The sequence below is a fragment of the Vibrio rubrogenes genome (assembly GCF_059641415.1).
Genome location: NZ_JCARSY010000013.1, coordinates 35369 through 49254, shown reverse-complemented (window position 1 = coordinate 49254; position 13886 = coordinate 35369). Strand labels below are relative to the sequence as shown.

The 13886-nt window shown below is 46.4% G+C and carries 12 protein-coding genes; 9 read left to right on the top strand and 3 right to left on the bottom strand.

The genetic code is table 11. The annotated features are described in order from the left end of the window. Positions 1-58: 58 nt before the first annotated feature. From AC55NX_RS11375 to AC55NX_RS11365, 3 genes are all read right to left on the bottom strand, one after another. Complete coding sequence (locus AC55NX_RS11375) at positions 59-1012, bottom strand: methyl-accepting chemotaxis protein (protein WP_496995889.1); 954 nt, start codon at positions 1010-1012, stop codon at positions 59-61. Continuing rightward, positions 993-1754: an MCP four helix bundle domain-containing protein gene (locus AC55NX_RS11370; RefSeq protein WP_496995840.1), complete on the bottom strand. Its 762-nt coding sequence runs from the start codon at positions 1752-1754 to the stop codon at positions 993-995. The genes AC55NX_RS11375 and AC55NX_RS11370 overlap by 20 nt, the downstream gene beginning before the upstream one ends. 223 nt (positions 1755-1977) lie before the next feature. Beyond that, a complete protein-coding gene (locus AC55NX_RS11365) occupies positions 1978-2643 on the bottom strand; it encodes a TetR/AcrR family transcriptional regulator (RefSeq protein WP_496995839.1) in 666 nt (221 codons plus the stop codon). Between the two features lie 380 nt (positions 2644-3023). On the opposite strand from AC55NX_RS11365, the gene AC55NX_RS11360 reads away from it, so the two are divergent. From AC55NX_RS11360 to uraH, 9 genes are all read left to right on the top strand, one after another. Next, positions 3024-4556: an ABC transporter ATP-binding protein gene (locus tag AC55NX_RS11360; protein WP_496995838.1), complete on the top strand. Its 1533-nt coding sequence runs from the start codon at positions 3024-3026 to the stop codon at positions 4554-4556. After that, positions 4549-5712: an ABC transporter permease gene (locus AC55NX_RS11355; protein WP_496995837.1), complete on the top strand. Its 1164-nt coding sequence runs from the start codon at positions 4549-4551 to the stop codon at positions 5710-5712. The genes AC55NX_RS11360 and AC55NX_RS11355 overlap by 8 nt, the downstream gene beginning before the upstream one ends. Next, a complete protein-coding gene (locus tag AC55NX_RS11350; protein WP_496995836.1) occupies positions 5712-6644 on the top strand; it encodes an ABC transporter permease in 933 nt (310 codons plus the stop codon). The genes AC55NX_RS11355 and AC55NX_RS11350 overlap by 1 nt, the downstream gene beginning before the upstream one ends. 323 nt (positions 6645-6967) lie before the next feature. Beyond that, positions 6968-8044, top strand: coding sequence for a BMP family ABC transporter substrate-binding protein (locus tag AC55NX_RS11345; protein WP_496995835.1), 1077 nt, complete (start codon positions 6968-6970; stop codon positions 8042-8044). Between the two features lie 97 nt (positions 8045-8141). Next, entirely contained in the window at positions 8142-9596 is a 1455-nt protein-coding gene (gene xdhA / locus AC55NX_RS11340) for a xanthine dehydrogenase small subunit (protein ID WP_496995834.1), read from the top strand. Further along, positions 9589-12105 (top strand): xanthine dehydrogenase molybdopterin binding subunit, encoded by a 2517-nt coding sequence (gene xdhB / locus AC55NX_RS11335; RefSeq protein ID WP_496995833.1) that lies wholly within the window; start codon positions 9589-9591, stop codon positions 12103-12105. Before xdhA ends, xdhB begins: the two co-directional genes overlap by 8 nt. A gap of 3 nt (positions 12106-12108) precedes the next feature. Continuing rightward, on the top strand, positions 12109-13059 hold the full coding sequence (gene xdhC / locus AC55NX_RS11330) for a xanthine dehydrogenase accessory protein XdhC (RefSeq protein ID WP_496995832.1): 951 nt from the start codon (positions 12109-12111) through the stop codon (positions 13057-13059). A 14-nt stretch (positions 13060-13073) separates the two neighbouring features. Then, positions 13074-13565, top strand: coding sequence for a 2-oxo-4-hydroxy-4-carboxy-5-ureidoimidazoline decarboxylase (locus AC55NX_RS11325; protein ID WP_496995831.1), 492 nt, complete (start codon positions 13074-13076; stop codon positions 13563-13565). Next, positions 13562-13885, top strand: coding sequence for a hydroxyisourate hydrolase (gene uraH, locus AC55NX_RS11320; protein ID WP_496995830.1), 324 nt, complete (start codon positions 13562-13564; stop codon positions 13883-13885). The genes AC55NX_RS11325 and uraH overlap by 4 nt, the downstream gene beginning before the upstream one ends. Position 13886: the final 1 nt, after the last annotated feature.

Genomic DNA, 13886 nt, shown 5'->3' with positions numbered 1-13886 from the left:
CATCCATATTCCTCCACACCTATATTAAGGTTCAGGAGCAGCATATGATGCCGACACTTTATCCTGATTTAACCTGAAACTGAGACATCAAATGACGTAAATCAGATGCCTGTACCGATAGATCTTCACTGGCTCGTTTTGTTTCATCCGTGCTCATCAGTACCGACTGCCCGGAATCTCTGATATGCACCATACTACGGCTGATCTGTTCAGCCGCAACCGATTGTTGTTCACTTGCAGTTGCAATCTGAATATTGGCTTCATTCAATTCGATAAGCGACTGATCAATAAAATTCATTTGCTTTCTGATGTCCTGAATCAATGTTGAAGACTGTCCAATTTGCTCACCGCTGACCTGAATGGCACTGACTGCGGAGTCGGTGTTAGCCACCAATGATTCAATTAATGAGTCGATTTCTTGAGTCGCTTCCTGACTGCGGGATGCCAGAACTCGGACTTCATCGGCAACGACAGCAAACCCCCGCCCTTGCTCACCCGCTCTTGCAGCTTCAATCGACGCATTCAAAGCCAGTAAGTTTGTTTGTTCTGCAATGGCATTCACGACAGACACAAAATTCTGAATCTTCGTCGTGCCCGATTGTAAATTGCTGATCAATGCCTGCGAGTTCTCAGCGCTTTTCACCAAATTTTCCGCAAGACGACTGGTTTCTTCAATCATCCGGCATCCATCTTTCACATAAGTTTCAGCTCGCTGACTGGATGTGGAAGCTTCTTCGGCATTGGCTGCAACTTGTGTAATTGTCGCAGCCATTTCAGTCATAGCACTCGCAACCTGTTCTGTATTCTGCTGCTGCTCATCAACCGATTGTCGATTACTACTGGCAACGGTTGCCAACTCAACTACCGAGGTCGCAATCGAATAACTACTACTCATCACTGACGACACAATATTGCCCAAAGAATTCGACATCGTCTGCATCGCCCCTAATAAGCGCCCGACTTCGTCACGACGATCCACTTGCACATCAAGATCAAAATTCCCTTGAGCCATCTGCTCGGCAACCGTACAAGCATAAGACAAAGAATGAACTAATTGACGACTGATAAACAAACCAATCAACAACCCGATCGATAGCGCGATAGCCACTAATAAAACCATCCCCCATATTGCCTGCTGCTCTTCGAGCTCCGTTTGCATAAGCGATGATTCGGTGAGTTTTTTCAACTTCGGCCAGAAGCGAACCAAGCTCCTGATTCTGAGCTGTTTGCTGCGCTTCCAGTTGCTGTGCTTTTTCAGATAATATCTGACTGTTTTGATGTTCAATAATGGCCTGAAGAATCTCTGCGGCAGAGTCTTCATAGCGCCGATGATGAACAATCACGGCGTTCAAATGCTGCAATAATCGTTGCTCTTTCTCAAGCACTTCATTTTTATGAAATTGCAACATCCCTTTGAGGTTGGACTGTGCTTGCTGAACTTCCTGATCAAAGGTCTGTGAAACAAGGCTAAAGTTTTGTTGTAGGCGTTGTAATTCTTCTGCATCAACATCCACAGAAAAATCCGCAGCTCGCAATGCCTTCTCAACAATCAACGCGCTTTGTAACTGTTTCACTGTGGCATCACTGACAAGTTGAATCAAAGGTATGTGTTCATGAGCAATCCCTTTGACCTCTTCAGCAACTCGATTCATCTTAAATAGGCTGAAAGAAGAAAGGATAATGGTTAGTATTAGCATCGTACCGACAAGAAAGACCATCTTGACAGTAATAGACTGATTCTTTATCCATTGCATAATAAAACCCGGCCAACTGTAAATGTTTATAATATTCATCGGTCAGACGTATTCATACATAGGCTGTACAATCACGTCACAACTAACTCATTTAATTTAAGTGTATAGGGCTACTGCGTAATTGCTCAGATTTTTTTGGCAATACACCATAAAATAGGCCTGCATATATGCTTAAAGCCTGAAAAAACAATAGTTAATCTCACTCAAAAATATAAAAACGATCTTATAAGAACGATCCTGACTCAGCCAAAGATTCACTCCGAAGCCCAATCCCTCGTAAAACCATATCAACGACAAATTGCGTGGCATCATCAAACTCTTGATCATTGAGGGGGCGCTTTTTAATCAGGAGAATTTCTGTGTCACAATCGGCATAAAATTGAGTCGTTCCCCAAATCATAAATAACAGATACAGTGGTTCAATGGGTCGGATTAAACCACGTTCAATCCATATTTGGATGATTGTGGCTGTTTTCTCCGTCCATTTCACCATCGGTAATTGCATGGCGTTCTGGATATGTTGTGCGCCATTGATCAACTCCAACGCAAAAATTTTTGACTCTTTCGGATGAGTGCGGCTATAACGCATTTTCCCGCGGATATAGTGTTCAATTACTTCATCTGGCGGTTGTTCTAAAGCAGCTTCGGAGAACCCTTGATTCCAGAGGTTGAGAATATCTTCCAACACGGCCAGATACAGCCCTTTTTTGGAACGAAAGTAGTAAAGAATATTCGCCTTCGGCAAATTAACCCGATCAGCAATAGCCTGAACGGATGTACCTTTATAACCATGTTTGACAAATTCATCTGCAGCAGCCTGAAGAATCAGTGCTTCATTGCGCTGACGAATCACACCTGTCTGAGCTTTACGCGACGACATTTGTTTCATATGAAGCAGAGTCCCTTTATTGAGATATGAATTGAGTTGGTACCTTATTCCCTATCCTCTTCATTGCTGTCAAGTTTTCTCTAATTTTTTTACATTACAGGGACAGACACTTTTACAGTCTCGATCCTTTCAGTTACAAGGACAGACAGTTACAAGGACAGACGTTTTTAGATTTGGTTTGCAAGGACACACACTTGTAGTAACCGATATCACAACTCCTCCTTCTGGTATCCCGTCAAGTTCGATGCGGGTCAATTAAAATCACCTCAATATTTTATCTGGATATGATCCACACATTGATAATAAAATCAGCTACAGTTGAACAGTTGGTCAAATTTTTGCATTACGCCAGCTGATATGTTGCAGGGAATGAATTGAATATGACAAAAATACCACTCTTGGAACTCTGGAATGTCAGTAAGTTTTTTCCGGGGGTTGTGGCAAATGATCAGGTGAATTTGAAACTTCATGCAGGCGAAATTCTAGCCTTGTTGGGTGAAAATGGTGCAGGAAAATCTACCCTTGTCAAAATGATATACGGTGTCACACGTCCCAGCCAAGGATCGATCTTATGGGATAATCATGAAGTTGAAATCCATTCCCCTAATCAAGCCAGAGCAATGGGAATTGGCATGGTTTTCCAACATTTTTCAGTGTTTGAAACACTGACTGTGTTGGAAAATATCGAACTGGGTCTCGATCGAGAATTCCTCCACAAAATTGACAACCTGAAACAGAAAGTATTGGAAATCAGCCAGCGTTACGATCTGCAAGTTGATCCGGATCGCTATGTGCATCATCTCAGTATCGGAGAGCGTCAACGATTGGAGATATTACGCTGCCTCATTCAGGATATTCGCTTATTGATTCTTGATGAGCCAACATCAGTTCTGACGCCTCAGGAGGTTGCCGGATTATTTCGTGTGCTGCGCAAGTTGGCCAGTGAAGGTTGTAGTATTTTATTTATCAGCCACAAACTCAAAGAAGTCACGGCACTGTGTGATCGGGCTGTGATCCTGCGTGGTGGCAAAGTCACTGGAGAATGTATTCCTGCGCAAGAAACCCCGAATTCAATTGCTCGCATGATGGTTGGCAGTGATGCCGAACTCTCAGAAAGCTATCCAAAATCTTTGGGGGGACAGACGCTTTTACAGACTAATGCGCTGACTTTATCACCAACCCACCCGTTTGGTTGTGGCCTGACGAATGTCAACCTGTCGATGCAAAGTGGCGAGATTCTCGGCATTGCGGGTGTGGCTGGGAATGGTCAGGAAGACCTGTTGGAGGCGTTAAGCGGAGAAGATCACCGTACGCCGAAAGAAAGTATTTTCTTTCATAGTCAACCTGTCGGACATTTAGATGCAGGCGCCAGACGCGCCCTTGGTATGGCGTATGTACCGACCAACCGTTTAGGCCAGGGAGCCGTACCGGATATGACACTGGAAGAAAATACCTTACTCACACATACCGCGGAACTCACCCGTTTCGGCTTTATTCAACAAAAGATGATGCAAACCCTCGCCCGCAAACTCATCCGGGATAATCAGGTTAAATGTCGCAATGAACGAGCTCAGGCCAAGAGCCTCTCCGGCGGTAATCTACAGAAATTTATTATTGGCCGTGAAGTGAATCAACAACCAACTATTTTGATTTGCGCCCACCCGACTTGGGGTGTTGATATCGGTGCAGCCAGTGCTATTCATCGTCAATTGATCGCTTTGAGAGATGCAGGGACTGCCATTATCGTCATCTCGGAAGATATCGATGAGCTGTTCGTCATTAGTGATCGTCTTGCTGCCATTTATGAAGGGCAAGTGTCTCCCATCGTCAAAACCAGTGAAACCAATATCGAGCAAATCGGGCAGTGGATTGCCGGTGGCTTTTTAAAGGATGAGGAGCTCTCTCATGCTTAAAGTTCAACCGCGCATCGAAAGTTCACGCATGATGGCATGGTTTTCTCCGCTCATTGCCATTTCACTGACATTACTGATTTCCAGTCTGATGTTATTCTGGCTGCATGTCAGCCCCGTCAAAGCTTTCAACGTGTTCTTACTGCAACCTTTCAGCGACAGTTACAATCTCGGTGAGTTGATGGTGAAAGCGACACCTTTGTTACTCTGTGCCGTCGGTCTGGCAATCTGCTATCGGGCAAATATCTGGAATATTGGTGCAGAGGGACAACTGTTAATCGGTGCCGTCGCCAGCAGTGCTGTAGCCGTTCATGCCGGAGAAGATGCTGGTGCGACAATGTTAGTGCTCGTCTTATTGACTGGTATTATTGCGGGCATGTGCTGGGCTGCAATCCCCACATTATTTAACCGTCTGTTCCATACTAATATTATTCTGACCACTATCATGCTCAACTATATTGGCCTGTATGTTCTGCTTTGGGCCGTTCATGGACCACTGAGCGATCCGGATGGTTTTGGCTTCCCTGAATCGATTATGTTCCCTGATGGGGTGACGTTACCCCTCTTGTTTGAAAGTGGACGCGCATCGGTCAGTATTATTGCTGCAATGCTGATTGCTTTCATCACCGCAATCGTTCTGTTCAAAACATTGCCGGGATTTAAAATCCGCGTCTTCGGTGAAGATACTTCCGCAGCACAGTATGCCGGATTTAACCGGCATAAAATTGTCTGGGGCGTCATGCTATTTGCCGGTGCATTAGCCGGATTCGCCGGTGCGGCTGAAGTAACGGGGCCGATTGGGCAGTTGATCCCTTCTGTCTCTCCCGGATATGGCTATGCCGCGATTATTGTCGCTTATCTGGGCAGACTGCATCCGGTCGGTATTATTGTGTCATCTTTCTTCATGGGCGCCTTATACATGGGGAGCGATCTCGCTCAAATCGAGTTAGGTCTGCCGACCGCAGTAACCGGTCTCTTTCAGGGCATTCTGTTGTTCTCTCTGCTCGCGTGCGATTTCCTGATTCATTATCAAATTAAAGTGCGCAAAAAAAGACCAACGACTACAGTGCCTGTCCCTGTAATGGCACCGGCTTTAGCGCTCAATGAGACAGATTCCTCTCACATCAGCCACCAGAAAAATGACAACGGAGCGGCATAATGGACATACTTTTCATCCAGCAAATATTGATTGCTGCCTTAAAAACAGGAACCCCATTACTGCTCATTGCATTGGGAGAGCTGGTCTGTGAAAAATCAGGCGTCCTGAATCTCGGTCAGGAGGGGATGATGCTCATGGGGGCCATGGCGGGTTTTGCCGGTGCCTATTTCAGTGGGAGTCTCGCCTTGGGATTGCTCATTGCAATGTTTGCCGGCACCATGATGGCTCTGTTGTTTGCCATACTGACTCAGACCCTGAATACCAATCAGGTCGCAACTGGTTTAGCCTTGACGATTTTCGGTACCGGGCTGAGCGCATTTCTCGGTAGTCAATTGGTGGGGAATACGATTGAAGGATTTCAGAAGCTAGCCATTCCCGGACTCAGCCAGATCCCCTTTATCGGCCCGATCCTATTTCAACACGATTTATTGGTCTACCTCAGTTTTCTCATTGTCGGTCTGACTTGGTGGATCATGCACCGGACGCGCTTAGGCCTGACCATTCGTGCTGTGGGAGAAAATCCACATGCTGCGAATGCACTGGGGATTCATGTCATTCGTCTTCGCTATGGTGTCATCGCATTTGGTGGTGCGATGGCCGGACTTGCCGGTGCTTACATGTCATTGGCTTACACCCCGATGTGGATGGAAAATATGACCGCAGGCCGAGGGTGGATCGCACTCGCACTGGTCGTTTTTGCGTCTTGGCGAATCGGCTACCTGATGCTCGGAGCCTACTTGTTTGGATGCAGTTCAATCATGCATTTAGTGATGCAGGGATTGGGCATTGATATTTCGCCCAATTTATTAGCGATGATTCCCTATCTGGCGACAGTGATTGTCATGGTTCTGATTAGTTCTGATGCGTTACGCCAAAAATTGGCAACCCCGATGAGTCTGGGAAAACCATTTGATCCAAAACTACATTCATAGCCAGATGGTTCCGCCATCCAAACACCCATTATGGTGCAATTTTTGCACCATAATGGGTGTTTAAAGCACAGAGATTCCATCATGAGTTCGCATGTGAATCCATTGTTGATCAATTTTAAACGGTTCCATCGATAATCAAACTAAATTAAACCATGCTGAGATTTGATTTTGCCAAAATACAACCATGTGGTCAGTTTTTTGCAAGTCAGCATTTTATCAACGGTTTGGCAAAATCGTTCTTGATAAAAACAGACTCTCACCGTGAATGTCTACGCCCAATGAGTAATCACAACAATCAATAAAATGATGAAATGGAGTATTTCATGAAAATAAATCAGTGGTTGTCCGTCGCAGCATTGTCGCTGTCAACGTTGTTCTCCACTTCTACACTTGCCAAAGAACCTCTTAAAGTCGGATTTGTTTATGTCGGCCCGGTTGGTGACCATGGTTGGAGTTATGAACACGATCAGGCTCGCCAAGAAATGGAAGCCCACTTCAAAGGTCAGGTCAAAACAACATTTGTTGAAAATGTTTCCGAAGGCGCTGATGCAGAACGCGTCATTACTCAATTGGCAAAAGCGGGCAATGACATTATTTTCACCACCTCTTTTGGATTTATGAATCCAACGCTCAAAGTTGCCAAACGTTTTCCTAAAGTTGTGTTTGAACATGCCACTGGCTATAAGCGCAGCAAAAATGTGGGCACTTATGCTCTGCGCACTTATGAAAGCCGTTATGTCTCTGGTGTCGCTGCGGGGATGACGACCAAATCGAATGTGATCGGCTATATTGCAACCTTCCCGATTCCAGAAGTGATTCGAGATATCAACGCTGTTTATCTCGGAGCAAAAAGCGTCAATCCGGATGTGAAAATTAAAATTGTCTGGGTCAACACTTGGTACGATCCCGGCAAAGAATCTGATGCAGCAAATGCATTGATCGATCAAGGTGTTGACGTTATGTTGCAGCATACGGATAGTCCCGCACCATTGATTGCCGCAGAGAAACGGGGTGTAATGGGGATTGGACAATCATCAGACATGCAGCACTTTGCACCCAAGTCACACATGTTCTCAGTGAGAGATTATTGGGCACCTTATTACATTAAAACCGTTCAAGAAGTGATGGACGGAACGTGGAAGTCTACGGATTACTGGGGAGGACTTAAAGATGATGTCATTCATATTACCTCCGTCAATCAGTCCTTACCGGCTGACGTCAAGACAGCGATCCAAAACACTCAGGACAAAATCAAATCCGGTGCGATTGTCCCGTTTGCTGGTCCGTTAAAAGACAATCAGGGTCATCTGAAAGTTGCAGCAGGAAGCGCAGCGTCAGATAAAGAGCTGGTCGGTATGCATTGGTATGTTGAAGGAATTGACGCCAGCATTCCAAAATAATGTCTTCACTCACTTCGTTCTCTACACGAGTACGAAGTGAGTTTTTTTTCCGACATAATTTGACCAGATGGACAGCTTTTTTCAGGGAAGAAAAACTATGCTCGAAGTGATGATCAACAACCAAATCGTCAGTATTCCTTCGATATCAGCCGATATGATGCTACTGACTTATCTCAGAGAACACCGTGCATTAAAAGGAACGAAAGAAGGCTGTGCCAGTGGTGACTGTGGTGCATGTACCGTGGTGATGGTTGACCAAGATGAGCACTATGCACTGCGTTACCGTCAGATCAATGCATGTATTACCCCGTTACATGCTGTACACGGAAAACAGATCATAACGGTAGAGTCCCTTAAACAGGGGGAACAACTTCACCCGGTTCAGCAAGCTGTCATCAACCGGCATGGCAGTCAGTGCGGGTTCTGTACCCCCGGTTTTGTTATGTCGCTCTACGCGCTCTCGAAACAGAAAAACCGACCAGAGAATCCCGCAGATTTTCTAGCCGGCAACCTATGCCGCTGCACCGGATATGGGCCGCTCATTGAAGCCGCCCATGATATCGTTCAAACCGACATCACCGATCCCCTTGATGCTCATCGACAAACAGTTCAACACTGGTTCGCTCAGGTACCACCACTCCAGTCCGAGCACTATTTTATGCCGGAGACTCGTCAGGAATTAGCCAAGCTACGTCAAACTCATCCAACAGCAAAATTAATCGCCGGCGGGACCGATCTCTCTTTGGAAGTGACGCAACGTTATCACTCTCTCCCCTTGTTGATCGATGTATCCAAAGTCGATGATCTGCTCACCATCACGGAAACCGGCGATGGTTGGCGGTTGGGGGCTGCGGTCCCGATGTATCGTGTCCATCAATTTATGCAACAACACTTCCCATCAACCGATGAAATTATTGAACGCTTAGGGAGTATTACCATCCGCCATCGTGCTACGTTGGGCGGTAGTCTGGGTCATGCTTCGCCTATCGGCGATATTGCCCCTTTACTGATCAGCTTAAATGGTCAGATTGAAGTAGATAATGGCAAACAGCGCATCCGATATGCTCCCGAAGATTATATTACCGGTTATCGTCAAACCCGGTTGCAAAATGATGAATGGATCAGTGCAATCTATCTCCCCCAAATAAAGAAACAGCAGCGACATGCAATCTATAAAGTCAGCAAGCGTTATGAAGACGATATTGCCACCGTTGTCCTCGCCTTAAATTTCACGTTTGATGATCAGCGACATATCAGTCACTGCATTATCGCGGCCGGAGGCGTTGCGGAAAAATCTGTTCGCCTGACAGCGCTGGAAACTCCATTTATCGGTCAACCCTTGACCCAGTCGCTGATCCGCCACGTTCAGGCACTGGTTCCTCAGGTGATCCATCCACTGAGTGATATTCGAGGTTCAGCCCAATACCGGATTCATCTGGTACAAAATCTGCTTCAACGTTATTTCTTTGACAATCAGAGTATTGCAATCCGGCAGGAACAAACCGGACATCAATATCCACCGATTAAAACGAGGTTGACTTATCATGCGTAAACTTATCAGTCAGCCCTATACGGCACAACCGACCCACTCTCAGCATCGATCAAATGTAGTCGGTCACTCCTTACCGCATGAAAGTGCTAAAAAGCAGGTTTCCGGAGAGGCTCTGTTTGTTGATGATTATCCGGAACCGCACGGATGCTTACATGGGGCATTAATCACCAGTACCATTGCCAAAGGCACCATCAAGCACCTCGATCTCTCTGAAGTACAGCGGTCTCCGGGAGTTGTTCGCGTCATTACCCATCACGATATTCCGGGACATAATGAAATTGGCACGATCCATAAAGGCGATCCGCTCCTGTGTCAGCATGACATCCGTTATTTTTGCCAACCCATTGCCTTTGTTGTCGCGAAAAGCCACCAACTCGCCTGTCAGGCTGCACAGAAAGCATTGATTGAATATGAAGAAGCCAAAGAGCCAGTGATCTCGTATCAACAAGCATCGCAACAGGCGCATTTACTCCCGCCCCACCAGATGGGAACCTACCAAGGACAGACGTTTTTAGCGGAAGGGACTGACCGGAACTTACCAAGGACAGACGTTTCAGCTTACCAAGGACAGACACTTTTAGTGGCTAATCCTGTGAACATCCGTGGTACGCTGGCCGTGGGCGGACAGGAGCATTTTTATCTGGAGGGCCAAATCAGTCTTGCCGAGGTGACGGAAGACGGAGGCATTTTTATCCGGGCATCAACCCAACATCCGACCGAGGTACAAAATCTGATTGCAGAAGTGCTGAACATTCCTTTCAATCACGTCACGGTTGATATACGCCGCATGGGGGGTGGGTTCGGTGGCAAAGAAACGCAAGCCGCAGCATGGGCTTGCCTTGCCAGTCTGGGCGCAAAACTCACCCAGAAAGCCGTTAAATTCAGGCTCCCGCGTGCAATCGACATGTCAACGACTGGTAAGCGCCATCCCTTTTTTAATCGTTATGAACTAACGACCACTGACGATGGAAAAATTCTGGCTGCGACTATCGAAGTCAATGGATTATGCGGTCATTCAGCCGACTTGTCTGACGCAATTGTTGACCGCGCCATGTTCCATGCCGACAACGCTTATTTTCTTGGTCAGGCCTGCATCATCGGCAATCGTCTCAAAACAGATACTGTTTCACATACCGCATTTCGAGGGTTTGGTGGACCACAAGGGATGATCGTAATTGAAAAAGCTATTCAGGACCTGGCAATTACATTGCAGCAGGATCCGTTCGATCTTCGTCTAAAAAATCTTTATCGCCCGGGCAAATCCGTCACTCCTTATGGGATGGAAGTCGAGCAAACTGCTGAACTTCATGATGTACTCACTCGCCTGGAAACCTCCTGTGATTATCGCCAGCGACGTCAGGACATCCACGCCTGGAACCGGCATCATCCGGTACTCAAAAAAGGGTTAGCCCTGACTCCCGTTAAATTTGGGATTTCTTTCACAGCAACGCACCTCAATCAAGCTGGCGCACTCATCCATATTTATACCGATGGAACGGTGCAGGTTTCACATGGTGGTACCGAAATGGGCCAAGGGCTACATACCAAAATTCAACAAATTGTAGCCCAGACATTGGGCATTCCAACTGACTGGATCTTAGTGACATCGACGAGAACCGATAAAGTACCGAATACCTCGCCAACCGCAGCTTCTTCTGGTGCTGACCTCAATGGTATGGCTGCGCATAACGCGGCTATGACCCTCAAGGAGCGGCTGCTTGACTTTGCGGTAAACCACAACGAGTGTCTGTCCTCGCAGTCCCCTCAGCCACAACGAATGGCTCACGGACGTCTGTCCTCACAATCCCATCCACCTGAAGTTAAAGATGGCATCCTCTATCTTGATGGTACAGAAGTCGAATGGGTGACCTTAATTCAACAGGCTTATTTAAATCGTGTGTCCCTTTCTGCAACAGGCTATTACAGTACACCTAAAATTGGTTATGACCGTTCGCAAGCCTGCGGACGTCCTTTTTTCTATTTTGCCATCGGTGCTTCCTGCTCGGAGGTGATGATCGATACGCTCACCGGAGAGATGACGGTTGAGCGAGTGGATATTCTGCATGATGTTGGCAGTAGCTTGAATCCAGCCATTGATATCGGACAGATTGAGGGAGGATACATTCAGGGATTAGGCTGGCTGACGACGGAAGAGCTGGTCTGGAATGATCGTGGACATCTTCTTAGCCATAGCCCGATGAATTATAAAATTCCAAGTATCTGTGACTATCCGAAACAGATGAATATTGAACTTTACGACGTCCCCAATCCAGAACATAGTATTTACCGTTCAAAAGCTGTCGGTGAACCCCCTTTTATGCACGCAATCAGCACTTGGTGTGCGATTTATGATGCCATTGCTGCAATTTCTGAACATCAGTGCATTCCCAATCTTGATACCCCTGCCACAGGGGAAAGAATACTCACGGCTTGCCAGCAACAATATCAATGGCTGGCACACCAAACGCAGACAACCCCGGTTTACAGTGAAGCAGATAGCGAGGGATAAAGGATGGCTGTTCAATCATCTGTTCATACATTGGTTAGCACTTCGATGCATTGGCTGAACGCTTGTCACATGTTACAGCAGCAAGGCTACGACTACTGTCTGGCGACCATTGTTGCAGCCGTCGGATCAGTGCCACGCGCTTGTGGGGCTAAAATGGTGATCACGACACAAGGACAGTATGATTCTCTCGGGGGAGGTAACCTGGAACGGCAAGTGATAGAGACGGCCAGAACCGAGCTGCAACGTCGTTGTCAGCACCCCAATCAAGACCCCACAGTGTCAATCGAGCGATATAGTCTAACCGCTGATCTGCAACAGTGTTGTGGTGGAGCAGTTCAGGTTTTGTTTGAATATTTCAACACGCAACAACCTCATGTCGCTATTTTTGGTGCGGGCCACATTGGTCAAGCGCTCGCTCCCATTATTAATAAGTTACAATGTCACGCAACAATTTTCGATTCTCGCCCGGACTGGTTGGCGCCACTGAATGAACAAGGAATGTCAACGCAATGTTTTGACTCCACTGAAACAGTAATCTCATCGTTACTCCCTCACACGCATCTGGTGATCATGACGCACGACCACCGTTTAGATTATGACTTAACCAGACTGGCACTGGAAAGACAGAGCTTTCCATACATTGGCCTCATCGGGTCTGAAGGTAAAAAACAACGTTTCATCTATCGGCTCAAAGAACAGTTAAGCCAGCCTGAGCTCATCTCTCAGTTAACTTGCCCAATCGGGCATCCCGACATCAAAGGTAAACGACCAATGCAGGTTGCTCTCTCCATTGCGGCGCAGCTAAATATGCTGTTTGAACAACAAGACGCGCCAGTTCAGCGCCCAATAGACATTGCAACAACGGTGACCGATCCAGTCCCAAAAAAGCAACAGCATCTTTGGCAACAAGCCAATACGTTACTTAAAGAGATATCCAAACCACCCTATCAATAAACATAAGGAAAGAGATGAACGCTGCAACTCGAACGATTCAGTTAACTCAGCCCCAATTGGCTCAAATCTGTACCAGTACCTCATGGCAGCAGCTCATGCTCGCTCATATGCCGAGCCCCGACTACGCAACATTGTGTCAAAGAGCTGATGCAGCATTTGCGCAACTTTCAGAGTCTGACTGGCTGGAAGCGTTTGCCGGCCATCCGATGATTGGCGATCTTGACACGTTACAAAAAAAATATAATCAGGGAAAACTTCTCAGTGAACAAGAGCAAGACAAAATCAAACTGGCATCGAAAGCTGTACTGCACGATCTTTTGTATTACAATCACGTTTATCTGAAGAAATTCGGCTTTATTTTTATTATTTGTGCGAGCCAACAATCGGCAAAACAGGTCTTGGAACAGATAAAGGCAAGAATCAAAAATAATCGCAGCGATGAATTGATGAATGCGGCCATAGAGCAACAAAAAATTAGTCGCCTGCGTATGGAGTCTTATCAATGAGTATATTAAGTTGTCATATTCTCGATACCAGCTCCGGTATGCCTGCTGCCCATGTACCCGTCACACTTTATCGTTATCAGGCTGGTGAACCGCTTGCATCGGCAACAACCGATGCCGACGGTCGTATCCGCTTTGCAGATATCACTTTATCATCCAATCACTATACGCTCTCATTTGATGTGGCATCTTATTGTGAAAACACCTTCGGTCAGGCATTTTTTCCCAAAATCGATGTGCATTTTCATGTGACGGCACAGAAGCATTACCATATTCCATTACTTCTCTCGCCCTACGCCTATTCAACCTATCGTGGAAGTTAAG

Coding starts and splice junctions, on each gene's coding strand:
- AC55NX_RS11375 (WP_496995889.1), bottom strand. CDS start 1,012: ATGGCTCAAGGGAATTTTGATCTTGATGTGCAAGTGGATCGTCGTGAC.
- AC55NX_RS11370 (WP_496995840.1), bottom strand. CDS start 1,754: ATGCAATGGATAAAGAATCAGTCTATTACTGTCAAGATGGTCTTTCTT.
- AC55NX_RS11365 (WP_496995839.1), bottom strand. CDS start 2,643: ATGAAACAAATGTCGTCGCGTAAAGCTCAGACAGGTGTGATTCGTCAG.
- AC55NX_RS11360 (WP_496995838.1), top strand. CDS start 3,024: ATGACAAAAATACCACTCTTGGAACTCTGGAATGTCAGTAAGTTTTTT.
- AC55NX_RS11355 (WP_496995837.1), top strand. CDS start 4,549: ATGCTTAAAGTTCAACCGCGCATCGAAAGTTCACGCATGATGGCATGG.
- AC55NX_RS11350 (WP_496995836.1), top strand. CDS start 5,712: ATGGACATACTTTTCATCCAGCAAATATTGATTGCTGCCTTAAAAACA.
- AC55NX_RS11345 (WP_496995835.1), top strand. CDS start 6,968: ATGAAAATAAATCAGTGGTTGTCCGTCGCAGCATTGTCGCTGTCAACG.
- xdhA (WP_496995834.1), top strand. CDS start 8,142: ATGCTCGAAGTGATGATCAACAACCAAATCGTCAGTATTCCTTCGATA.
- xdhB (WP_496995833.1), top strand. CDS start 9,589: ATGCGTAAACTTATCAGTCAGCCCTATACGGCACAACCGACCCACTCT.
- xdhC (WP_496995832.1), top strand. CDS start 12,109: ATGGCTGTTCAATCATCTGTTCATACATTGGTTAGCACTTCGATGCAT.
- AC55NX_RS11325 (WP_496995831.1), top strand. CDS start 13,074: ATGAACGCTGCAACTCGAACGATTCAGTTAACTCAGCCCCAATTGGCT.
- uraH (WP_496995830.1), top strand. CDS start 13,562: ATGAGTATATTAAGTTGTCATATTCTCGATACCAGCTCCGGTATGCCT.